The following is a 23,112-nucleotide window of genomic DNA, read 5'->3' on the forward strand; positions in this document are numbered from 1 at the left end:
ATGCCATTATTTCGTTGTTTTTCGGCCAGCCAGGAATGAATGAAAATGGCTTAGAATCGCCTCCATCCAGGCCCCCATGTCAGAGGCCGCAGAAGGATGGTGATCGAGTGAAAGACAAAAGCCAGGCTCCGAGCAGCAGCGCAGGCAAACCAAAAAAGAGCTCGGAAGGCTCAAAGAACGAACTCAATCAAGCCACCCTTGGATCCGGCATTTCTGCACACGAAGAAGTCGACAGTCAGGAGGCTCGGCCCGCCGCTGCTAAGCCCAAGCCCGAGGCCTTCGTACTTGATCTGGACAAGGCGACTGGCGAAGCTGAGCCTGCACCGCAGAGCCCAAAAAAAGCCGCTCGGAAGTTAGCGAAAGCTCGAAACATGCTGGATTCTCCGTCCATGAAGCAAGCGAGAGCCACACTCGATGCAATAACAAACCCGCCCTGGAAAAAGACGATCTCTGCTCTGAACCTGATGAAAGACTCATCTTGGAAGGAGGCCCTGGCGTCAGTTCAGTCGATGAACACCTCGTCTCTGCAGCAGGCCAGGGCAGTGGTTGAATCGATGAACAACTCGCCGCTCAGGCAGACATTGGCGGCAGCCGAGTTGATGAACAGCTCCTCACTGCTACAAGCAAGAGCTGCGGTTGAATCGTTCAACAGCTCGTCTCTGAGACCGACCTTGGCAGCAGTTGAGTCGATGAACAGCTCGTCCTTGCAGCAGGCGATGGCAGCGGTGAAGTCGATGAACATTCCGTCCATGAAGCTGGCAATCGAAGCGGCCGATTCGATCCATAGCTCGTCCTTGAGACAAGCCGTAGCGGCTATCGAATCGATAAGAAACCCGCCTTGGAAGCAGGCAATGGCTGCCGTGAACGCCATGGACAACGCTTCTTGGAGAGCGACTGCGGCTGCACTCAACTCCCTGAATAACTCCAGCTTGCGATCAGCCAGAGCAGCACTGGATTCGCTGAACCTCGCTTCCTGGAGAAGTACTTTCGCCGGGCTGGATTCGTTAACAAACCGTTCGGCCCTGCGTATGGCTGCAGCAGCTGTCACCTCGTGGGGAGAGCTGAATTCGCCATTGCTGAGCTATCTCGCCTCTGACGAAGCACCTGACCTTGCTCTGCTGCTGCGTAAAGCTGCATTCGATGCTCCGCTGGATTTGATTGAAAGCGGTGAGTTTGAAGAGTTCGAAGCCACTGCAGTGGACGGCCAGATAGTCGAACGGTTAGACCGTGGGGATGCAGTTGAGCAGTTGCCTGCACTCTCCAGAGCCCGTCTGATTGCTTGCCTCGTGTTCCTGATCGCTATGGCAAGTGCGATCATGGATGTCATAGGTGTTTGGCAGGCTTACGACTTTGTACAAGAGAAATTGTTCGGCGCAGAAAGCTCGACAGAGATCACCGAAACTCTAGCCGCGATTCCCGTGGACAAACTCAGCTTGCTAGAAGGGCACAGGGTGCTCACTGGCGACAAGGTAAACTTGCGAACCGAGCCATCAGAACAATCTGAAATCAAGGCTTTGCCCCAGAAGGGCGCCCTACTTGAGGTTCTGGAGGAAGGCGAGGTCTGGATTCGAGTGTCTGTAGATGTCGCTGGTGAGACCCTGGAAGGTTGGATAGCCCGTAGATATACCATTCCGATCCGAATACCAGCCAAAAAGTAGAGCTCAATCGTCCTCGGGCGCCTCCGGTGATGAGATCGTGGGCCAAGGCTCATCACCGCTCCATGTATCTTCCAAGATAAATCTGAACACGCCGGCCAGCCCGGAGTGCTTACCTGCGGCTTGGAGCAATTGTACGAGCTCCCTGAGATCATCTGCTTCTTGGGCTGTGAGTATCACGTCGAGGTAATGCAAGCCTTCTGTAGCTTTCGTGAGCTATGCTTTTTGGTCTTCCTGCATGGGGAAATCCCACTCATGTGCCCGATCTTAGTTCATTTTCCCGCTGAGTTGAGTGTCTCCCGACCTACTTGGAGGGCTAGGGTTGCCCTCATCGACAACAATTGCCTGCATTCTCGGGCATAAAAAAACCTCCACGAGCGGGAGGTTTTTAGGACATCGTGCGATGTTATGAGAGCCAGGTCTCAACAGCTTCTGCGCCGAACTCCTTCTTCCATTGCTTCAAGAGCGTATGGTTGCCGCCCTTCGTTTCAATGATCTCACCAGAATGCGGGTTTTTGTACCGCTTAACCTGACGCTGCCGGCGAGGGGCTTTTTCCGCAGGGGCATTAGTACTGGCACGACCCTTGGATTGGGGATCTAAGATAGCGATGACATCACGGAGGCTGTAGCCATACTCGCCAAGCAGAGCGCGAAGTTTAGTCTCAAACTCAATTTCTTTCTGCAGCTCGGAGCTGCCTTTGAGCGCTTCCAGCTCTGCGAGCTGAGCAGCGAGTTTCTGTTCGAGCTGACGAAATTCGGCCAGGCGAGACATGTTAAATCCTCATTGGAATGGAGACAGGTGGGACATCCTAAAGCATATCGGTGAGAATGTCCTTTCATCTGAGTTTTGTTCCGAAACTTCGTTCGATTTAGCTGCCACGACCCGTCCTTAACCATCAATCTGGAGCGAAAGCCACAAGAAAACCTTAAGCCTGGACACATTAATGATGTCGTACTCACCGCAACTGCGGGCCTGTTACACGCTCAAGCAATCGCACGATTACACCAGACGCCATTCCTAGCAAATCGTTGACTAACCTCACTCGTTGTTTTAAAGCAATCCCAAAGCCCTCTCTCCCGATGAGCAGGGTTTTCAGCGATCGGGATATGTCCGGACAGAGGCCTAGCAGGCCATGCCGTGCTCTTCATCGGCTCAGATTGACACGCTTGAAGATATACAAAATAGTGGCAATGCGACATCTGCATATCCCAAGCTTGCATTTCCGGCTGCTGGGACTGCTCTCGTCTCTTCTATCTGCCTACTAGGACGTAATAATGCAGACCGAATCAAAGCCCCTCTCCTCTGGATCTCGCTGGCTTCGATGGGATCCTCATGTGCATGCCCCAGGAACCCTCTTCAACGATCAATTCAAGGGTGATTGGGACGGGTACCTCAAAGCACTCGAGGAATCATCTCCCACCATCAGCGCGATAGCGGTCACGGACTACTATCTGCTCGACACATACAAGCAAATGGTGGAATTCAAGGATTCTGGCAGGCTTCCACGTTGCGAACTCCTTTTTCCTAACGTGGAGATCCGCTTTGATGTTGGGACAGCAAAATCCTGGATCAACGCCCACCTATTGGTCTGCCCAGATGACAAGAATCATCTGGAGGAGCTCGAGCGTTTTCTTAGCTCGCTCACTTTCAAGGCTTTTGACGATGAATTCAGATGCACACCCAGCGATTTGAGACGCTTAGGAAAAAAAGCCAACTCGGAGATAAAGGATGAACAGGCAGCTCTGAGGTATGGCGCAGAACGTTTCAAGGTCTCCTTTCGGGAGCTTCGGGATAAATACAAGCACAGTCAGTGGGCGCAGGACAATCTGATCATCGCCGTTGCGGCTAAACAGAATGATGGAACCTCCGCCCTGCAGGACGGCGCCGATGAGGTGTTACGTCAAGAGATAGAACGCTTTGCCCATGTGATTTTTGCTTCCAATGCAAATCAACGTGAGTTTTGGTTGGGCAGAAAGTCGTTATCAGCAGCAAGCTTGGTGGAAAGATACAACGGCCTGAAGCCTTGCCTACACGGCAGCGATGCTCATCAAACCGTGAAGGTTGGGGCACCAGACGGGAAGAGGTACAGCTGGCTTAAGGGCAGTCCAACCTTCGATACGCTTCGACAAGCCTGTATCGATCCGGGTGGACGCGCCTTCATCGGAGAAGAACCCCCACCCTACGGAAATGCATCTGAGGTCATCTCTGAGGTTTCCGTTAATAATGCCCCTTGGCTTACTACTCCCGCCGTTTCGCTCAACCCAGGGCTGATCGCCGTGATCGGCGCCAGAGGTTCTGGAAAAACAGCGTTAGCCGACATTCTAGCGGCAGGGTGTGAAGCAAGAGGCAACGCAATTACCGGCCACTCATTTTTAGTGAGGGCACGTGATCACCTTTATGAAGCAGAGGTCAACGTCACCTGGTGCAATGGAGAAACGCAATCCAGCTCGCTCAGCCAGACAACGGATGACGATTTTGTATACCCCAGGGCTAGGTATCTATCGCAACAATTTGTGGAAGAACTCTGTTCCGCTGATGGGATGACAGACGGTTTGCTGACAGAGGTTGAGCGAGTCATCTATGAGGCCCATTCCTCGACCGAGCGCGAGGGTGCAATCAATTTTAACGACCTAAGAGAGATTAAATCTGAGCGGTATCGGGAGGCTCGACGTCGGGAAGAAGAATCGCTGAGTAGCTTGTCAGAACGGATCAATATTGAGTTCGAAAAGCGCAGCCTGGTACCGCAATTGAAAGCCCAGGTTCAGGAAAAGGACGCGCTGGTAACAAGGCTGACCGAGGATAGAAGCAAACTGGTCGCTAAGGGTTCTGAGGATAGGTTGACTAGACTGCAGGCGCTGACAACGGCGTCAGAAAAGATTTCCGGCTATGTCAGACATTACAAAGCCCAGGAACAGCAGATTCTGCTGATGCAAGACGAGGTGGCTAACATCCGCCGCGTTGTCGCGCCCAGCGATCTTCGCGAGATCCAGGCTCGCCATTCGGCAAGTGGTTTGGGTCGTGACGAGTGGAGCGCCTTCTTCCGAGACTATAAGGGAGATGTCGACGCCATCCTATCAGGCATGCTGCTGACGGCTCAGAGAAACAGAGATGGGTGGCTCGGAACGTCGCCTGCAAAAAACGAAGATATCCAACAGCCATACATCAATGATGGCGCCGACTTGGAGCAATGCACTTTAGCTCTGCTGCAGGCGGAGATTGGTCGCCTACAGCAACTGGTCAGTATCGATCAGGATACAGCTAAACGCTTCAAAGAGCTTTCAACCAAAATTTCGACAGAATCCGAACTGTTGCGAGCTAGCAAAGAGAAGCTCAGCGATCATGAGGGTGCAGCCGAACGCCTTCAAAGCTTAATCGGCGAGCGCAATGATTCGTACAAACGCGTATTTTCAGCCTTGGTGGCCGAGGAGTGTGTATTACAGGAATTGTATTCACCGATTAAAGAGCTCCTTGAAAATGCCCAAGGCACGCTTAACAAGCTTTCATTCTCTGTCACCCGTACGGTCGACATCGACGCTTGGTCTGAAGAGGGAGAGTCGTTGCTCAACCTTTCAAAAAAGGGCCCTTTCAGAGGACGAGGCGCTTTACGTGAGAAGGTGATCGAGTCCCTCAGTATACCTTGGCTTCAGGGTGACGAAGAAACGGTGCTAGCAGCGCTGAAAGAGTTCATCAAAACGTATCAAGAGCAACTCCTTGATCATTCCCCGGTTGCCACAACAGACCTCGCCGAATACCGCCGCTGGACTAAACGCTTAGCTCAGTGGTTGTACGGCACCGACCACATATCTGTTCGATACGCAGTCAATTACGACGGAATAGAAATTCAAAAGCTTTCTCCCGGAACTCGAGGTATTGTGCTTTTACTGCTGTACCTTTCTCTCGACGGGAAGGATAGTAGGCCGTTGATTATTGACCAACCAGAAGAGAACCTTGACCCCAAGTCCATTTACAACGACCTCGTCCCGTTGTTTATGGCGGCAAAGGCTAGCCGACAAGTTATTATGGTGACCCACAACGCCAACCTAGTTGTGAATACAGACGCTGACCAGATCATCATCGCCGAATGTGGGCCACACGTACCTGGCCAACTGCCGCCGATCACCTATTTCTCGGGTGGATTGGAGGACAAAGCAATAAGGGAGCGCGTGTGTGAAATTCTGGAGGGAGGCGAAACGGCCTTCAAAGAGCGTTCTCGCAGGCTAAGAGTACGTCTCTCAAGATAAGACCCTCACTCCGCTCAGAACCATGCTCTATCACTGAGCGGGCATCGTTTACCTAACTATTACCTATCCCCGCGTGGATAGACCTTGCCCGCCTAGCAGCGGGCTTTCTTTTGCCCGCAATCGCTCATTGACCCAGGCCACTCGTCCGTTAGGCTGTCTGCTTCACTGGCCATGGCTGTCCTCTAGAGCTTGGGTACATGTCGGGCCGTCTGGGCCGTGGGCGGGCAATGCTTCGCTGCTGAATTCATTCCCAAAGCCAGACTGGTACTGCAGATCAAAGCTCATGGATCCTCCTGCGGATCATCTTGTTATCTATCCCCAAGCTGGGCAGCCGAGGGAATTCCTTTATGCGTAATCAAATTACGCAAAAAGTAATCGCCTAGGCGGAGCGGGGTCAAGAGCTATTGTCAAAATCAGTCACTGCTTGCTCGGGAAAGCTAACCTTGGCGGTTTCGTGAAGAGGCTGGAGAGGGGCAAGCGTGTAGCGGTTGCCTCGGCCCGTTAACGGGCCGAGACTACTCGAGGGGTGCGAGCCGCTGAGCGGTGTGGAGGAACTGTGTGAATGTTGGGGTGCACAGCGTTTGAAATTGTGCGCTTCGGTGCACGCTGCTTCGTCCAGTTGGACGTCTCGGCAAGCCTAGCTAGCCGCCCGTTCCTACCCAACAGTTGCTGAAGGGTTATTCGATCCTTCAGGCGCCCGCAATGGCGCCTGGCTCGCTCGCTGGAGAAGCATTAGGTTGGTCTGCGCTTGTAATCAATGCTCGAAGACTCTTCCGGCCCGTACCGCGTTTGAATGAAGTCAGAACAAAATTCCCTGCCTTTGTATCGACCCCCCAGAAGCGTCCTACTCTAAACAACAAGAAAATCGGCATGGTCGTAAGCAAGTATGCCCCTGTGCGCTTCTCAATAAGCCCTGGAACGATCTGACCAACCACGACCCCGACTGCGCAATCGTTCGAAATTTCAACGTCGCTCAGATAGGCAGTGATCGGCACAGGATACTGCTGACCCATCGCTTGTATGATGCGCGTGAGCTGAAAAATCGATGGTTCTTCACCTGCGTACCTGAGGATTTCATCTGCCATGTGTTCATGCGCTCCTGCGTCCAATTCAACACCCCTCTGAGAGCTTTCGCTGCTAGAGGTGCTTAGATTTCAATGATGAAGTCCGGTACAAAGCCGGTCTTTTCACCTGGATATCCTCTGGGGTTCGATATGAGCCGACATCCCGAAACGATCGTGTCGACCGCGTAATGGCTATGACCGAAGATCCAGGCATCAGTTTGCGAAACTAGGTCACTCCACTGGTTGAAATACGCAGCACCGAGGTGGCCTTCGTGCCCATTACCGGCTACTTCCTGGATCGGGCAGTGGTGAGTGATCACAACCGTTTTCCCCCCAAAATCCCTAGCGAGTTCGGTGGTGAGAAAATCGCGAGCGACAATGTTCCGGGCAATGAGGTCGACGGGGCGAAGTTTCCTGAATCCCTCCCCGCTTCGGATGACCCTGAAGTCACTCATCCACTCCCAGCATTCATACATCGCCTTTTTGTAATCACCGGTTGAGGTGAAGTCCGTCCAGGCAGTGGTCACCAGAAATCGGGTATTACCAATCACGAGGCATTCGTTTTCGAGGACATGCACATGCTCCTCCGCTGCCGCCTTCATCTTGAGTAGCGTACGATCGAGGTGGCCACCTTTGTAGTATTCGTGATTACCGGGGACGTAGATGACTGGGCAGTTGAAGGCTTGGTTCGCCCAAGTCACGCCCTGACTGCGCACCGAAATGTCTCCAGCGAGTACCACCAAATCCGCATCGACCTGGGGAGGCTCAAAGCGCCTGAATTCCAAATGCAGATCTGAGTAAATCAAAACTCTCATCAGCTCTCTCTCACTCCCGAGCAGCATTGTATGGATCGCTTCTCCAAGGCTTCACCGAAGGGAAGCCGGGCTATCTCAGGTAGCTCTAGGGACGCAGCGAGAAAACCGTATCGAGACTTGCCTGCTTCCTGCAGCCGTCACCTAGAAGCAGGTAGAGAGTGCTCCCGGTTTCAAAGACGCATGGATGGTCATACGAGATCCCAAAGTTACTGCGTACCCAGTACCCTGCAGGGAAACGGTTACGACTGTCCATTACGACCTCATGCGCAAGCAGTACCTTCCTGAGCAAGCCCTCGGAAGAAAGCGCTGCCATCTCATCTTCGGGGCCGGTGACATCAACCACTGCCCACTTTCTCACCAGGCAATACGGTTTCCCGGGAAAAGCTCGTTCGGCCAGCCTAACGAGCTCATCAGGAGCTCCCTCCCAACCAAGGACACGTTCCCCCTCTCCGTACAGAAACTGGAAAGCGTCTTCGAGCGAAACCGGCATGTCCGCTCCTACACACGAGCGCTGGTATAGAGGCGGCCATCCTCGGTCAAAAACTCGTAGACCGGCTTGTCTTCGGTACCTGGAACGATTCGAATCTCAGAGAGCACTTCCATGGCGTACCTGCCGTGGTTGTTCTTGGTCGGAGCTGTGATTAGCTGAACCCTGCTGACGCTCACAACATTGCCCTCCTCCGCAGCCTGCATCAGCTGAAGGGTAGGAACATCATCGACCAGGCGGGCAACCGGCTCGATACGACCGTCTTGCAGGCCGAGGCCCTCCACGAAGAACGAGTACTCACGCAGGCTGACGTCGACCGAGCGCCAAAGCATCCGGTTACCCTCAGGTGCATTGAATTGACCTTGGAGCTCATTTCCGTACGTTACAAACACTGACCTCACCTACTCTCCATCACCTCCGCGTTGCGAAGATCAAGACGATCCCAAAAGGCATGCCGGTGCACCGCCCGTGATGGGCTCATCATATGCGCCGATTCCACTAATAATAATACTGTTTATTTGGTGGAATCGCCCAGCTGTGGCTTTATCCTTTCTTTTGAGAGTTCCACTGTGAAGGAAGAGATGGCCATTGCCCTGCGCGCCATTCGGCAGCTAAAGGGCGTAAGAAACGATGCGCTGATGGGGACGATCAGTCAGCCATTTTTGAGCCAGCTGGAACAAGCTAAAACCCTCCCGTCGCTGCCAGTACTGGTCAAAATCGCACATGGGCTAGGGATCCACCCGCTCGCCTTGTTCGCCCTCGTCTTGGGGATGAGTGATCAGAAGGTGCCCGAGGATGAGCTACAGCTGGCCCTGGGAGACCTGCGCATTTTTCATGAAGCTGGCGGATATCAGCTCATTGAGGAACAGAAGACCGACGGCTCGGTGAAGAAGCGCGCGCGGGGTACGAAGGCCAATGCTGAGAACGTTGAAGCTGTGCTGAGACTCAAGAAGCTCGGCAAGACCCAGCTGGAGGTATCCCGGGAGCTAGGCCTGCCTCGTACTACAGTGCACCGGTACTGGTCTAAGGAGTAGACACCGTAGCGGAACACTTCTCGCCAAGCACTGTTTGCAAAACGTTATACGTGTATTGCCGGATCTAAGTTTCTAATGGAGCGGGAGTGCGGCGGGTCACGGTCTAAGTCGCAGAACCTGCCTGCGCATCACGAATTACGCGACCAGCGATCATAAGCGGATGAGCGATGCTGGCCTTCATTTCCTCAGCGCGCTGCGCATCACTATGCATTCCAACGGCTTCACAGGCGATAGCGATGTGCTGAAGCCTCACATACGCTCCGGTGAGAATGTTCGTGTAGAGCTTGAGATGCTCATACGTGAAGCGCAACCCAGTCTCAAGGTAGTTGCTGACACCGTTGAAAATGTTCTGCGGATGATGTTCGATGAGACTGATCTCTTTGCCGATTTCCTGATCGATGAAGCTCTGTTTGTCAGGCATCGCACGTAAGACTTGGGTCATCCAGATGGGGTTGTATCGGTGCTTGTTGATCCCGACGTCATGGTCGTAGTAAGTCAAGTAGTCATTCTCATGCAGAAAGCTGACAACTTTCGCATCGTACTCTGGTCTCTGCAGCAGGAAGGTAGCAACATCGCCGATGGTCTGAATATCAAACTCAGCCTTGAGCGCCGGATCAGAGCCAACCATCTTCCTGACCTTCGCTAACCATTCAAACGTATCCTCGGCGTTCTTTTGCGTAGGGTCGAAGGTCTTCTCAAACTCAATCTCCTCCGCGCTTGCTCGGCGAACCACCCCTTGAACGCGTTCAAAAGCTTTGACTCGCGACAGTTGACCCGGAGTGCAGTAACTGGGCGATCTTAGATTTATGAAGTCGTAATCAATCTCGGCATAGGCAAGCGCGACCAGTCTCGAGCAGAACTGCTTCTTCGTTGTCTCGAGCTTCATCCAGCGTCTCGGAAGCATGAGTATCGCCTCATTCAGCGCGTACAGGGAGCCTACCTGCGAGCGTGCATACGCGCAGATCTTCTCAAGCTGTTGGTCAGTTAACGGCCGCCGACTCCTCAGTACGGTGCACTGGCTAGCTTTTGCGAGCATCAGCCTCTGGCCGCTTTTGGAGAAAACGCCCCTCGGCACAGCCTCAATCATTGTGCCGCCCACCCAGATCGCTGCGTGCGAATACCTAGACAAGGTATTCACTCGTATCCCTTTGCTAGTTGCTGAATTCTCAGCGGTCAGGATGATGTCCCCTTGCCTGAGCAGTGAGCGTTCAAGCGTGTATTTGTCTTCCATTTACCATGCCTCATGCGGTTGAACGACTGGCCTGATCGCAATCTCAGAACGCGAGCCGCCCTCCAGACAGGAGGATTCTGCAATTCCTATGCGAGAATTTAATCACCCGCGCATTGAAGTGGGGGCAAAACGCCACCCTTCAAGGTGGCGTCTGTAGCCATCCCCAATGGCAGCGAGGTTCTCGATCATGTGCCTCTAGGTTTGGCCCGAGCAGTGGCTTGAGCAACGAGAGGATCATCAGGCCAAAAATGTTTCGGATATCTACCCTTCAAATCCTTCTTCACCTCTGCATAAGTCGACGCCCAAAAACTCGCCAAATCCTGAGTAACCTGTACCGGGCGACGAGCAGGCGAAAGAAGATGCAGCTTGAGCACTTGGCGACCATTCGCGATGCGTGGCGTGTCAGCTTGCCCGAAAAGCTCCTGCAGTCTCACTGCAAGAACCGGCGGACGCTCACCGTAATCGATTCGAATATTCGACCCGGACGGTACCAAAACCGTCTGGGGCGCCTGCGCATCCAACTGCTGCGGAAGGGGCCATGGCAGCAGGTTTCGGATGATAGAGGACAGATCGAGCTGACCAAAATGACTAAGCCGAGTCACCTTACCGACATAAGGGCCGAGCCAATCCTCGAGCGACACTAGCAAAGCTTCATCACGAAGATCGGGCCACTCGCTCTGCTTACCCGACTCTTCATCCAACAGACGCAGCAGCTCCACCCTTGATTGCCACTGACGAAGTTCGGCCGTCCACGGAAGGAGCTCCAGCCCCTTCCGGCGAACGTAGTTGAGCAAAGCCTGAACGCGCGCTTCATCGCTCAGGTCGGACAACGGCGCGCGAGACAGAATCAACTCCCCGACTTTCATCTGCCGCTCGGCGCGGAGCACACCCTCACGCTCATCCCAATCAAGTTCATTTACCTGGGTGGCCTGCTCTTGCAGGACAGTGTCGAACAACGCTTCATCCAGATCGGCAGCCAGATAGATCCGCTCCTCACGCTGCCCCTGCCGACTTCCCAAGTCGGCGATCACCAGCCAAGAATGCTTCATCAGTGCATCGGTATCAGTGAACATCGCTGCACGACCATTAGCTAGGCGATACTCAGCCCCACCAGTACGACGCTGTTGCGCTACACGGTCGGGATAAGCCAAAGCTAGCAGGCAGCCCACCCACCTTGGGTGGTCGGGATCAGCGACAGGTTGCAATGCTGCGCCACGCAAGAACGATCGATATTGCTTCGCGAGTTGCTTAGCGCGTTGAGCACCGCCCTGCTCTCCTCGCTGGGCACGCTGCTCACCAGAGAGAATGTGCATGCGACTATGAAGGTCTGCACCGCCACCGCGCTGAATATCGCGCTCGCCGAGCAATGCTGCGATGTTGCACGCGGTCTCAGTCAGACCCAGCTCGTGTCCTCGCAACAGTAGGTGAGCAATCCGTGGATGACTTGGCAGCTCTGCCATGGCCTGGCCGTGCTTTGTCAGTTGCCCATCAGGCTGTAATGCGCCAAGGCGCCGAAGCAAGTCTTTAGCTTGGGAGTAAGCAGCTGCGGGCGGAGCATCAAGCCACTTTAGGTCGCCCGGCTGAACACCCCATTTGGCCAGTTGAAGCGCCAAGGCCGTCAGGTCAGCCTGCTGAATTTCAGGCGAGCTGAATGAGGCCATTTGGTCATGCTGCGTCCCAGACCAGAGTCGATAGCACACACCTGGCTCGACTCGACCTGCCCGACCTGCTCGTTGAGTTGCACTAGCCTTGGATATTCGCTGGGTATCGAGTCGCGTCATCCCACTACGAGGATCGAAGCGCGGAACACGCTCTAGCCCTGCGTCGATCACAACTCGCACTCCGTCGATTGTGACACTGGTCTCGGCGATGTTCGTAGCCATCACCACTTTGCGCTTTCCGGGCGGAGGAGGCTCAATAGCAGCGCGCTGCTGATTGAGATCGAGTTCGCCGTGCAGCGGGCAAATAAGTACGTCACGGCACAGTGACGAAGAGTTAGCTAGGGCGTCTTCCAACCCCGTCGCGACTCGACGGATTTCGGCCTGGCCCGGCAGGAAAACCAACACACTGCCAGGCTGATCAGCAAGCGCCTCAAGACATGCCGTGATCACTCGTGGCTCGATGTCATCGCCAGGTTGCTGAGGCTTGCTCCAGATAGTAGTGACCGGGAACATGCGTCCTTCGCTCGTCACTATCGGTGCGTCATCCAGCAGGCGGGACAACCGTTCACCTTCCAGCGTTGCCGACATCAGCAGCACCTTCAGCGGTGCATCGTCCCTGAAAAGCTCGCGACCATTGAGCGTCAGCGCCAACGCGAGATCGGCATCTAGGTTTCTCAAATGGAATTCGTCGAAGATTACGAGCCCCACACCTTCAAGCGCAGGATCGCTCTGCAGTCGGCGCGTAAGGATACCTTCAGTGACTACTTCGATTCGCGTCTTTGGCCCGACCTTGCCATCCAGGCGAATCCGATAGCCAACGGTCTCACCGACCTTCTCACCTAGCTCGTTCGCCATTCGCTCGGCAGCAGCGCGGGCTGCAAGCCGGCGTGGTTCGAGCATGATGATCGTTTGGCCCTGCAGCCACGGCTCATCGAGCAAAGCGAGCGGGACGCGAGTCGTCTTACCGGCGCCTGGCGGTGCTTGGAGCACCACTTCATCTCGCTCTTGAAGGGCTTTCAGAAGGGCCGGCAGTGCGGCATTTATTGGCAACGAACTCATGTGTACTCCTGCGATAGACGCGCAGTATACAAAAGCTCGTCAGGTGACGGATCTGGGTAGCGGATAGCTGGCTAGGCCGGGCCGCTACCCGCCATTCTTCAGTTGCTGAAAAAGCCTCTACCGGCATCGGCACACACTTAGTTACTCAAGGAACTAAGCTCTTCAAGCACGCTCTCGTCCCGGTAAACAATCCACGAATCCTCTGCCTGAAGCTGCGTGGTTATAGCTGAGTTATCCGTCGTGTAGAGCTCGATTTTCGGCTTCTCGCGATCATCCAGATCAGTGAACAAGGAGAACTCAACGTCGGTGTAAATCGTCTCCACTCGTGGGGCAGTGATCGCCTGACCGAAGAGCTCAAAGGTCATTGTGTCCTTCTGCGCAAGCTTGATCACTGGAGGTACGCCAGTCGACTCAAAAGTTGAAAGATCACACCCCTCGAAGTAAGTAAACGAACCACCGCACAGCCAACCAGGCTTGCGCGTGCTCACCACCGGCCCACTGATCAACCTCGCGTACTTCCGAAGTGCCGTGTAGACCTCGGCGTCAAAGTCGATCTTCTTCAGTAGAATAGGCTCACTGCAGTGCTCTGCCACCTTGCGAGCCAAATCCAGATACTCGATCAACCAACGCAACTGATCGTGATATTCCTCATTGATGGGGCTGCTCTTGGTGTCAAAAGAAGCGACGTTATTGCCGACTTCGATCTCGACTACCAAACGCCCTTTTCCAAGGTTTTGTGCAGCCCTGGCCAAACGGGAGAAACCAGGCAGGTCACGAATGTTCTTGTCGCGCCAAGCGTCCACGTTAAAGGTCAGATCGAACTTCGTATCACTCCCGTCATGAGCGCATGTCGCTATGACGGCAAAGAAACCGCCCAACGCCGTCCCGTTAAAAACAGTCCGCACGCTGCCTGAGGTGTAGTAACAAGTGAATCTATCGATTGCGCGCTCGTGTCCATCAGGGCTGCGGACGTAAAGATTGGCTGTTAGCGCTCGCTTCGGTGCCCCCATAGTAAGCACACCCTGCCCTGAGCGATGAGCTCTTTGATGAATAGCGTCGAACAGCTTGGAACCTTCAAACTTGAAATGCGCTCCGGGGATCTCCAGCTGCCGCCCTTCTTCAAACAGCGCTCTTTCGGCCTCCCAGAAACCCTCCAACTTGTCCAGATCCTTTAGGATTAGTTGCAGACTTACATTTTCTTGCGCAGCGCTGATGAAGTGATGGTAGCTCTTTCCTACTTTGTCGACCTGTACGTTGAATCTTGGGTCGAGAGACGCTAGTCCGGACTCATACCCCTCAAACACTTCCGCTATGGGGGTTTCGAAAGGATCGTTACCCTTGTTCACCCATCGCTGCAGCACCGAGACATTTCCCTCTTCCACAGCAGCCTTCACTTCACTCTCTGTGAAGCTCTTTTGGTTGATGAGGCTGTTGGATCGTGCTTCAGCTTTTTGCTTCCACTCGACCAACGTCTCGACACTGTAAGCCGAGTCGTCAGCGTCAATCAGTTTCGAGTGGGTCTGGCACATCCAGATGCCGTTATCGAAATGCTTGCGTTGATCCTTGGTCTGGTGCTCATCGTAACGTGGGCCACCTGGTGCAGCAGCTTTGATGTGGCATGCGACACCAATACCTACAGTACCCTCTCCGTCTGAGCTCGCACCATGGGTGTGTACATGGCAACCAGGAAAAGAGCATACGTTTCCAGCACTGTCACGAAGCTTATGCCATGTCAAAGAATTGAAGTTGTCGCGCTTTGGAGCAACTGCTGCTTTCTTCTTTGCGCTGGTTTTCGACTTGGATTTCGGCCCGCTCATGCACTGTCCCGGTGATGAATTTGGATGTGCTGATGATGCTTGGAAATGGAGCGGATTGCGATGGTTGCAGGGGCGATGGTGTTGATCGATGGGATCGCTTAGAAGGGCGTCGGGAGGGCTCTAGTCGACGTTAGTAAGTGGGTCGGGTTTGAGATCGTGGCACCCTACCGGCGGTGGGATGTGAGATCGCACCGAGGTTGCTTTGAGAGGGAATCGGAGGAAGAAGACCCTAGAGAGATGTCCTGGATGGAGCTCAGAGGAGGGAGAGGAATGCCCTGCGTTTTGACAAGAAATTAGGTTTTTTCAGTGAAAGTGACAAAACGTGAAACTCGTCGAAGATCAGCAGCCCGACACCCTCCAGCGCAGGGTCTGCCTGCAACCGGCGGGTCAGGATACCTTCGGTGACCACCTCGATACGCGTACCGGGCCCGACCTTGCTGTCCAGGCGAATGCGGTAGCCCACGGTTTCGCCGACTTTTTCACCCAGCTCGCTGGCCAGCCGTTCGGCCGCCGCGCGTGCGGCCAGGCGGCGGGGTTCCAGCATCACGATGGTCTGCCCGGCCAGCCAGGTTTCATTCAACAGCGCCAGCGGCACACGGGTGGTCTTGCCGGCGCCGGGCGGGGCCTCGAGCACCGCTTCGTGACGGTTTTCCAGGGCGTGGCGCAAAGCTGGCAGGGCAGCATCGATTGGTAAAGAAATCATGGTGGTCCTCGAACAGTCTGGCGAGTATAACGGCGAACCCAGCCTGCTCTATCATGGTCTTAGCATCAGGTGCCGGCGTATCGTCCACCTTGTGGCAACTTTCTTCGGAGATTCAAATGCGCATCCCATCCCGCGTCATCGGTGGCGCCCTCATCGCCACCTTGCTGACCCAGCTGACGGCCTGTGGCACGCTGTTCTACCCTGATCGCCGCGGGCAGATCGAAGGCAAGGTCGACCCGGTAATCGTCGCCCTCGATGCCATCGGTATTCTGTTCTACGTGATCCCAGGCCTGATTGCCTTCGGTGTCGACTTCGCCACCGGCGCCATCTATTACCCCGGGGGCACCACGGCACAGGTAGCGCCAGAGAAACTGCGCGAGGCCATCAAGCCCGATGGCAAGGTCGACAACCTCAAGCTGCAAGCCATTCTCGAAAGCGAACTGGGCCAGCGCCTGCCGCTGGACGACCCACGGTTGATCCAGCATCGCGGCAGCGTCGAGCAACTGGCAGCGTTCGGCCTGGTGCCGGCAGCCTGAAACCTGCAAGGAAGCCCCCCACGGCATGATCACCTCCGCCGAAAACGAGCGCCTGCTACGCCTGGCCACCCGCGCGTCGCTCGCGGTGGCCAGCATCCTGGTGCTGAGCAAGGCCGTGGCCTGGTGGCTTAGTGGCTCGGTCAGCTTGCTGGCCGGGCTGACCGATTCGGCGCTGGACGCGGTCGCCTCGTTCCTCAACCTGCTCGCGGTGCACTATGCGCTGCGCCCGGCTGACGATGACCATCGCTTCGGCCACGGCAAGGCAGAGGCCTTGGCAGGCATGGCCCAGGCCGTGTTCATCGGTGTGAGTGCGGTACTGATCGGGGTTCAGGCCGTCGAGCGTCTGCAATCGCCACAACCCTTGGGTGATACCGCCATCGGCATCGGCGTGATGCTGCTGTCGTTGGTACTGACGCTCGCTTTGCTGGCGCTGCAACGCAAGGTCATTCGCGTGACAGGCTCAACGGCGGTGCGTGCTGACTCGCTGCATTATCGCTCTGACCTGCTGCTCAATGGCAGCATCCTGCTGGCCTTGCTGCTGGCGCGTTACGGCTGGCCGCAACTGGACGCGCTGTTTGGCCTGGGTATCGCGCTTTACATCCTGTGGAGTGCACTGCAGATCGCCCGGGAAAGCACGGCAATCCTGATGGACAAGGAACTGCCCGGCGACATCGGCGAGGGCATGGTCGAACTGGTGCTGGGCATTGCCGGGGTCAAGGGTGTGCATGACCTGCGCACCAGGGTGTCGGGCAATCAGTGGTTCGTGCAACTGCATCTTGAACTGCCAGGGCAGTTGCCGTTGCACGAAGCACATGCCCTGTGCGTACAGGCTTCCGAGGTCATCCGCCAGCGTTATCCACAGGCGGATGTGATGGTGCATGCCGACCCCGTCTGAAGGTCAATTGATGCTGTAGCCCCGGCCGCTGAAACAGGCCCCCAGCGCCCGCCGATAGTGGTCTGCAACGTTGGCCGGGGGTGCGCTGGGTGCGGTGGCGGGGTCGAAGTTGGACTCGCTCACCGCCCACCGATGGCACTGGTAGCGGTCCTGGTCCTGTTGCTCCTGGCCTTGCCCGTGCATTGGGTAGGCCACCACATCGTATGCAGTGCCTGAAGGGGCTTGCGCCACCGGGGCCGGCGCGACGGCAGGGGGGCTGACCACTACGTACTCGCGGCTGTCTGCCAGGTACTGGTAATACGTATCGGCAACCAGGAAAAGCAGGGCACCCCCGACCCACACTTCACGTGCATAGGAGGGCAGGTAGCCGACCCGCACCCCGTAAGGCGGGGCGACCACGATGTAGCTGCCGCCCTGCGGTCGGTACCAGTAACCGCCTGAGTAGAAATAGTCCTGCCCACGGTACGGCACTTTCCAGTAGCGGTCCGGGAAACGGTCGACTCTGTGCCCAGGGCGGTATTGCGGCCCCGGCCCCCAACCATTGCCATGGCCATCCGGCCGCCCCTGCCAGTCGCCACCCGGCCGTTGCCCAGGGCCGCCGGCCTCCCAGTGCCGGTAATCGGCATTGCGCCGGGGAATATCCTGATAGTAGCCCTGGCGGGCGGGCTGGGTCTGATGCACTTCATCGCGCGAGTTGAGCGGCGAACGGCCTTCGTAACTGCCGTTGGGATCCTGCCGGCCATTGCCACCATGCCCATCGTCAGGGCCTTGGGCCTGCGCCCCCAGACAGATGCTCACGCCAAGCAAACCAACACCTGCCAACTGCCAGATGCGCGACTTCATGTTGTTCCTCACGGTAAAGATAACGGCACGCTGCCAGTCTACCGCGCCTGTAACGGACAAACAGATGAAATCGCGGCCATGAAAAAAGGGAGGCCTTGTGGCCTCCCTTTGAGAATTGTCGTCCGTGCTCGGCACTTGTGGCGCCGGCTCACCTCATACGCTCTTGTGGAGGTACGTAGCCCGGGGGCCTGGCGGATCCTGTTGGATGGCTGGCCGCGACCGCCCGCTTAGGGCGCGTCGCCGTGGACTGATGTCCGGGCAGTGATTCTGTTGATAAAGATACGTGACAGGCGGCGGCAGCGGATTGCGAAGATTGCTCAGATAAATAGCACTTGCGCAATTTTTAACCCTGGATCGATAATTCACCGCAATCCGATCAGAAAAGGCCTTTTCCATGAGCAAGCTTGACCGCTACGACCTGAGCATCCTCGCCGAATTGCAGCGCGATGCGCGCATTTCCAACCAGGAGCTGGCCGAACGTATTGGCCTGTCGCCCTCCCCCTGCTCGCGTCGGGTCAAGCAACTGGAAGACGACGGCTATATCTCGCGGCAAGTCGCCCTGCTAGACCGGAAAAAGCTCGGCCTGAGCCTGACGGCTTACGTGCTGATCGGCATGGACCGGCACACCCCGGAGCGTTTCGAGGCCTTCGAGGCGGCCATCCGAAACTTGCCACAGGTGCTCGAATGCAGCCTTGTCACCGGCATGGATGCCGACTATCAGCTAAAGGTGGTGGTACCGGACATGGATCACTACCAGAAGCTGCTCCTGGGCAGCCTGACCCGCATCGAAGGCGTCACCAGCGTGCGCTCGAGCTTCGTGCTCAATCAGGTGCTGGCGAGCACCGAACTGCCCCTGACCCACCTTCGTTGATTGGCTGTTGAGCCTGCCTGGAGAACACTGATGGATCCGGCTGTATTCGAAGAGTGGATGATGATCACCCTGGTCACCGTGTTGATCGGTTTCATGGGTTTCATCGTTTGGGACCTGGCAAAAAAATCCAAGGCCGGGCGGTTTGGCACGATGATCTTGTTCTTCGTGCTGGGGCTGGGGGTGCTGGCCTTTATCATCAAGACCGTGGTCGTGGGGATTCTGGAAGGGGTGTAGCGCCCTCCCAAGCTTCATCACCGGCAAGCTGGCGCCCATGGATGCCAAGGCCTGCGCATGTTCTGCAGGGCCCTCTTGCCGGCGATGACGCCAGCGAGCGTTACAGCTTGGCCGGCACCTCGCGCCAACACCCCTGCTCCAGCCCATCCAGCGCCCAGTCACCGATCCGCACACGCACCAGGCGCAAAGTCGGCAAGCCCACCGCCGCTGTCATGCGCCGCACCTGGCGGTTACGCCCCTCGCGAATCACCAGCTCCAGCCAACTTGTCGGCACGCTCTTGCGAAAGCGGACCGGCGGGTTGCGCGGCCACAGTTCTGGCTCATCCAGGCGCCGAGCTTCGGCCGGCAAGGTCGGCCCGTCATTGAGCTCTACACCCTCGCGCAACCGCTTTAGCTGCTCATCGCTGGGCTCGCCTTCCACCTGCACCCAGTACGTCTTAGCCAGCTTGTGCTTGGGGTCGGCGATGCGGGCCTGCAAACCGCCGTCGTTGGTCAGCAGCAGCAACCCTTCACTGTCACGGTCCAGCCGACCGGCCGGGTAAATGCCAGGGATATCGACGTAATCCTTGAGCGTGGCACGGCCATCGCCGTCGCTGAACTGGGTCAGCACATCGAACGGCTTGTTGAACAGCACCAGGCGAGGCTCAGCCGGCGGTGCCTTGGGCTGGCGCCTTGGGCCGGCGGGCCGCGCCTTGGGGTGGCGCGGCTTGGAACGGGGTGGCAGTGGCATGGATCCTCAGCGGAACGGCGGCTCATCGAAGCTGCGCAGTTTACGCGAGTGCAGCGAGTTGAGCTCGGTGCGCAGCAGGTCGAGGGCGGCAATGCCGATCTTCAAGTGCTGGCTGACCGCGCGGTTATAGAAGGCATTGGCCGAACCGGGCAGCTTGATTTCGCTGTGCAGCGGTTTGTCGGACACGCACAGCAAGGTGCCGTATGGCACCCGCAGGCGATACCCCTGGGCGGCGATGGTACCGCTCTCCATGTCTACTGCCACCGCTCGCGACAGGTTGATCAGTGGCCGTTCCTGGGCCCAGCGCAGCTCCCAGTTACGATCGTCGTAGGTCAGTACGGTGCCGGTGCGCAGGCGCTTCTTCAACTCCTCGCCACGCTCGCCGGTCACCTGGGCTGCCGCCTCCTGCAGCGCCAGCTGCACCTCAGCCAGGGCCGGGATGGGGATGTTCGGCGGCACCACCCGGTCAAGAATACCGTCGCGGCGCATGTAAGCGTGCGCCAGCACATAGTCACCGATGGTCTGCGACTGGCGCAGGCCCCCGCAGTGGCCGATCATCAGCCAGCAGTGTGGACGCAGCACGGCCAGGTGGTCGGTGATGTTCTTGGCGTTGGACGGGCCGACACCGATGTTGACCAGGGTGACGCCGTCACCGTCAGCGGCGATCAGGTGATACGCCGGCATCTGATAGCGGTGCCAGACCACGCTGGCCACCAGGGCCTGCGCCTCACCGTGGTCCATGCCTTTTTCGATCGACACGTTGCCCGGCAGCACCATGCGTACGAAGCGCGGGTCGTCACGCAGCTGTTCAAGGCCATGGCTGATGAACTGGTCGACATAACGGTGGTAGTTGGTCAGCAGGATCCACGGCTGCACATGGCGCCAGTCGCTGCCGGTGTAGTGCACCAGGCGGCGCAGCGAGAAGTCCACGCGGGCAGCGTCGAACAGCGCCAGCGGCAGGGTCTGGGCACTGCCCCAGTCGCACAACCCGTCGGCGATGTCGTCAGTGGCGGCAGACAGGTCGGTGCTGGGGAATACCCGCGCCAGCTCGGCGGCAGTGATGCCGCTGCCCGCCAGCTCATCGCCCTGGTCGACCACGTAGGGGTACGGGATGTTCTGTTCGCTGACACCGACCTCGACGGTCACGGTGTAGTCCTGCATCAAGGGGCGCAACTGCTCGAGCAGATAACCCCGAAATGCCGCAGGCTGGGTGACCGTGACGCTGTAGGTGCCCGCCACCTGCACCTTGGCATAGGCACGGGTGGTGGCGGCGACTTCGCCGTGGCTGTAGTAGGTCAGGCGCAACGCCGGGTAGCGGTAGACGGCGCGCTCGTCGGCGTCCGGCTCGGTGCGGTCTTTCAGGTAACGCTTGAGGGCCTGGCTGAGGGCCCCGGTGGCCTGTTCATGCAAGGCCGCCAGACGGTCGACGGCCTGTTCGGGGGTATCAACGACTACAAAGGCTTGGCTCACACTGTGCTTCCTGTCTGGACATGCATGTCAGCCATCTTGCCTGCCTTCGCCAGTAAAAACATCCCCTGTCAGCCGGGCCAGCCAGGCGTGGCCCGTGCAACCAGTGCCTGAACATCGGCGCCCCGCGGCAACGCCCCGTAAACGCGGCCGCCGCCGGCCAGCCGGCTGCCGATGAAGGCATCGCTGACAGAGCTGTTGCCCGCCTCCAGCAACAGCTTGGCCTGCAGCGCCAGGGCGATGTCCTCGGTCAGCTGCCGGGCGCGATACTGGATGTCATTCGTATCGGTGAACGCACCCTTGAGGTTGCCGATGTGCGCGGCCAGCCGTGGATCGCCATGGCCATCGCCCAGTTCAGCGAACAGCGCATCGAGCACACCCGGCTCCTTGGACAGTGCCCGCAGCACATCCAGGCACTGGACGTTGCCTGAGCCCTCCCAGGTGGAATTGACCGGTGCTTCGCGGTACAGGCGCGGCAGGATGCTGTCCTCGACATAACCGGCACCGCCCAGGCACTCGGCAGCTTCGTTGATCATCGCCGGCGCGCGCTTGCAGATCCAGTACTTGCCCACCGCCGTGACCAACCGGGCGAAGTGCGCCTGCTGCGGGTCATCGAGTTGCTCCAGCGCTTGCCCCATGCGCAGGCTCAGGGCCAGGGCCGCTTCGCTTTCCAGCGCCAGGTCGGCCAGCACGTTCTGCATCAGTGGCTGCTCGCTCAGCACCCGGCCGCCGACCTTGCGGTGTGCGCAGTGGTGGGTGGCCTGGGTCAAGGCCTGGCGCATCAGGGCGCTTGAGCCGACCATGCAGTCGAAGCGGGTCATGGCCACCATCTCGATGATGGTCGGCACGCCCCGGCCCTCCTCGCCGACCATCCAGGCCAGCGCGCCCCGAAACTCCACTTCGCTGGAAGCATTGGAGCTGTTGCCAAGCTTGTTCTTCAGGCGCTGGATGTAGAACTGGTTACGGCTGTCATCCGGGCGGTGGCGTGGCAACAGGAAACAGCTCAAGCCTTTGTCGGTCTGCGCCAGTGTCAGGAAGGCGTCACACATTGGCGCCGAGCAGAACCATTTATGCCCAACCAGCTCGTAGGCCTGACCCGGCCCCGGGCTGCCGACAGGATAGGCGCGGGTGGTGTTGGCGCGCACATCGGTACCGCCCTGCTTTTCTGTCATGGCCATGCCGATGGTCACGCCCGCCTTGTGGCGATCGCCGACGTTGCGCGGGTCGTATTCGCGGGCGAGAACCTTCGGCAACCAGTACTCGGCCAGCTCAGGCTGTAGCCTGAGCGCCGGCACAGCGGCAAAGGTCATGGTCAGCGGGCAACCGGTACCGGCCTCTGCCTGGCTGTGCAGGTAAGTCATCGATGCCCGGGCTACATGGGCACCGGGGCGCGGCTCGGCCCAGGGTAACGCGGGCAGGCCGTGCTCGACGGCCGTGCGCATCAGCTCGTGGTAGGCGGGGTGGAACTCAACCAGGTCGATGCGGTGACCATAGCGGTCATGGCTGCTGAACACCGGTTTGTTCGCGTTGGCCAGAAAGCCCGCGGCCATCAGCGGCCCACCGGCCAAGGCACCATAGGCATCGATCCGCGATTCGGCCCAGCCGGCCCCGAAACGCCGCGACCACTCCTGCAGGGGCAGGTCCAGGCGGTACAGGTTGGCACCGTCGAGCGATGGCGGCTGGTTGGTGACTTCGTGGGTTTCAGCGTACTGGTGCAGGTTCATGGGGAGCTCCTGGAGGCCGTGTAGGGCTGAGAAGTCCAGTGAAG

The 23,112-nt window shown here is 57.5% G+C and carries 19 protein-coding genes and 2 pseudogenes; 7 read left to right on the plus strand and 14 right to left on the minus strand.

Going from position 1 to position 23,112, the window contains the following annotated elements; translation table 11 throughout:
* The first annotated feature begins 107 nt into the window (after nucleotides 1-107).
* A complete protein-coding gene (locus JNA92_RS25910; RefSeq protein WP_241803910.1) occupies nucleotides 108-1,658 on the plus strand; it encodes an SH3 domain-containing protein in 1,551 nt (516 codons plus the stop codon).
* Nucleotides 1,659-2,061: 403 nt separating this feature from the next.
* Here JNA92_RS25910 and JNA92_RS06375 read toward each other — a convergent pair whose 3' ends face one another.
* Nucleotides 2,062-2,427, minus strand: a complete 366-nt coding sequence (locus JNA92_RS06375; protein ID WP_241803911.1) for a histone-like nucleoid-structuring protein, MvaT/MvaU family — start codon at nucleotides 2,425-2,427, stop codon at nucleotides 2,062-2,064.
* A 503-nt stretch (nucleotides 2,428-2,930) separates the two neighbouring features.
* On the opposite strand from JNA92_RS06375, the gene JNA92_RS06380 reads away from it, so the two are divergent.
* Nucleotides 2,931-5,897 carry a TrlF family AAA-like ATPase gene (locus tag JNA92_RS06380; RefSeq protein WP_241803912.1) on the plus strand — a complete coding sequence of 989 codons (2,967 nt, stop codon included), beginning with the start codon at nucleotides 2,931-2,933 and terminating at the stop codon, nucleotides 5,895-5,897.
* A gap of 189 nt (nucleotides 5,898-6,086) precedes the next feature.
* Here the strand turns inward: JNA92_RS06380 and JNA92_RS26030 are convergent.
* The 5 genes and pseudogenes from JNA92_RS26030 to JNA92_RS06395 form a co-directional block, all read right to left on the minus strand.
* A pseudogene (locus JNA92_RS26030) lies at nucleotides 6,087-6,182 on the minus strand (hypothetical protein); the annotation flags it as partial.
* A 404-nt stretch (nucleotides 6,183-6,586) separates the two neighbouring features.
* Nucleotides 6,587-6,982, minus strand: a complete 396-nt coding sequence (locus tag JNA92_RS06385; RefSeq protein WP_241803913.1) for a hypothetical protein — start codon at nucleotides 6,980-6,982, stop codon at nucleotides 6,587-6,589.
* A gap of 62 nt (nucleotides 6,983-7,044) precedes the next feature.
* Nucleotides 7,045-7,776: a metallophosphoesterase gene (locus tag JNA92_RS06390; RefSeq protein ID WP_241803914.1), complete on the minus strand. Its 732-nt coding sequence runs from the start codon at nucleotides 7,774-7,776 to the stop codon at nucleotides 7,045-7,047.
* Nucleotides 7,777-7,861: 85 nt separating this feature from the next.
* Nucleotides 7,862-8,266, minus strand: a complete 405-nt coding sequence (locus tag JNA92_RS26035; RefSeq protein WP_431312453.1) for a DUF6957 family protein — start codon at nucleotides 8,264-8,266, stop codon at nucleotides 7,862-7,864.
* Between the two features lie 8 nt (nucleotides 8,267-8,274).
* Complete coding sequence (locus JNA92_RS06395) at nucleotides 8,275-8,655, minus strand: hypothetical protein (protein ID WP_241803915.1); 381 nt, start codon at nucleotides 8,653-8,655, stop codon at nucleotides 8,275-8,277.
* Nucleotides 8,656-8,844: 189 nt separating this feature from the next.
* On the opposite strand from JNA92_RS06395, the gene JNA92_RS06400 reads away from it, so the two are divergent.
* Nucleotides 8,845-9,297, plus strand: a complete 453-nt coding sequence (locus tag JNA92_RS06400) for a helix-turn-helix domain-containing protein (protein WP_241803916.1) — start codon at nucleotides 8,845-8,847, stop codon at nucleotides 9,295-9,297.
* 103 nt (nucleotides 9,298-9,400) lie between these two features.
* On the opposite strand, the gene JNA92_RS06405 is transcribed toward JNA92_RS06400, so the two are convergent.
* The 4 genes and pseudogenes from JNA92_RS06405 to JNA92_RS06420 all read right to left on the minus strand — a co-directional run.
* Nucleotides 9,401-10,528, minus strand: a complete 1,128-nt coding sequence (locus JNA92_RS06405) for a YiiX/YebB-like N1pC/P60 family cysteine hydrolase (protein ID WP_241803917.1) — start codon at nucleotides 10,526-10,528, stop codon at nucleotides 9,401-9,403.
* Between the two features lie 185 nt (nucleotides 10,529-10,713).
* Nucleotides 10,714-13,248, minus strand: coding sequence for an ATP-dependent helicase HrpB (gene hrpB, locus JNA92_RS06410; RefSeq protein WP_241803918.1), 2,535 nt, complete (start codon nucleotides 13,246-13,248; stop codon nucleotides 10,714-10,716).
* A 137-nt stretch (nucleotides 13,249-13,385) separates the two neighbouring features.
* Entirely contained in the window at nucleotides 13,386-15,065 is a 1,680-nt protein-coding gene (locus JNA92_RS06415; protein ID WP_241803919.1) for a hypothetical protein, read from the minus strand.
* Nucleotides 15,066-15,375: 310 nt separating this feature from the next.
* Nucleotides 15,376-15,768: pseudogene (locus tag JNA92_RS06420) on the minus strand (DEAD/DEAH box helicase); the annotation flags it as partial.
* A gap of 116 nt (nucleotides 15,769-15,884) precedes the next feature.
* Here JNA92_RS06420 and JNA92_RS06425 point away from each other — a divergent pair.
* Nucleotides 15,885-16,304 (plus strand): polyribonucleotide nucleotidyltransferase, encoded by a 420-nt coding sequence (locus tag JNA92_RS06425; RefSeq protein ID WP_241803920.1) that lies wholly within the window; start codon nucleotides 15,885-15,887, stop codon nucleotides 16,302-16,304.
* Nucleotides 16,305-16,329: 25 nt separating this feature from the next.
* Nucleotides 16,330-17,199: a cation diffusion facilitator family transporter gene (locus tag JNA92_RS06430; RefSeq protein ID WP_241803921.1), complete on the plus strand. Its 870-nt coding sequence runs from the start codon at nucleotides 16,330-16,332 to the stop codon at nucleotides 17,197-17,199.
* Between the two features lie 3 nt (nucleotides 17,200-17,202).
* On the opposite strand, the gene JNA92_RS06435 is transcribed toward JNA92_RS06430, so the two are convergent.
* Nucleotides 17,203-18,042: a DUF6515 family protein gene (locus tag JNA92_RS06435; protein ID WP_241803922.1), complete on the minus strand. Its 840-nt coding sequence runs from the start codon at nucleotides 18,040-18,042 to the stop codon at nucleotides 17,203-17,205.
* Between the two features lie 394 nt (nucleotides 18,043-18,436).
* Between JNA92_RS06435 and JNA92_RS06440 the strand changes: the two genes are divergently transcribed.
* Nucleotides 18,437-18,913 (plus strand): Lrp/AsnC family transcriptional regulator, encoded by a 477-nt coding sequence (locus JNA92_RS06440; protein WP_241803923.1) that lies wholly within the window; start codon nucleotides 18,437-18,439, stop codon nucleotides 18,911-18,913.
* Nucleotides 18,914-18,943: 30 nt separating this feature from the next.
* Complete coding sequence (locus JNA92_RS06445; RefSeq protein ID WP_241803924.1) at nucleotides 18,944-19,147, plus strand: DUF2788 domain-containing protein; 204 nt, start codon at nucleotides 18,944-18,946, stop codon at nucleotides 19,145-19,147.
* A 100-nt stretch (nucleotides 19,148-19,247) separates the two neighbouring features.
* Here the strand turns inward: JNA92_RS06445 and JNA92_RS06450 are convergent, their stop codons facing one another.
* From JNA92_RS06450 to JNA92_RS06460, 3 genes are all read right to left on the minus strand, one after another.
* Entirely contained in the window at nucleotides 19,248-19,877 is a 630-nt protein-coding gene (locus JNA92_RS06450) for a pseudouridine synthase (protein WP_241803925.1), read from the minus strand.
* 6 nt (nucleotides 19,878-19,883) lie between these two features.
* Nucleotides 19,884-21,347, minus strand: a complete 1,464-nt coding sequence (gene amn, locus JNA92_RS06455) for an AMP nucleosidase (RefSeq protein WP_241803926.1) — start codon at nucleotides 21,345-21,347, stop codon at nucleotides 19,884-19,886.
* A 68-nt stretch (nucleotides 21,348-21,415) separates the two neighbouring features.
* The gene (locus tag JNA92_RS06460; protein WP_241803927.1) at nucleotides 21,416-23,068 is read right to left on the minus strand and encodes an acyl-CoA dehydrogenase family protein; all 1,653 of its coding nucleotides are present in this window, start codon (nucleotides 23,066-23,068) and stop codon (nucleotides 21,416-21,418) included.
* Nucleotides 23,069-23,112 lie beyond the last annotated feature (44 nt).

The sequence above is a fragment of the Pseudomonas putida genome (genome assembly GCF_022627325.1).
In the GTDB taxonomy this organism is placed as follows: Bacteria; Pseudomonadota; Gammaproteobacteria; order Pseudomonadales; family Pseudomonadaceae; genus Aquipseudomonas; species Aquipseudomonas putida_X.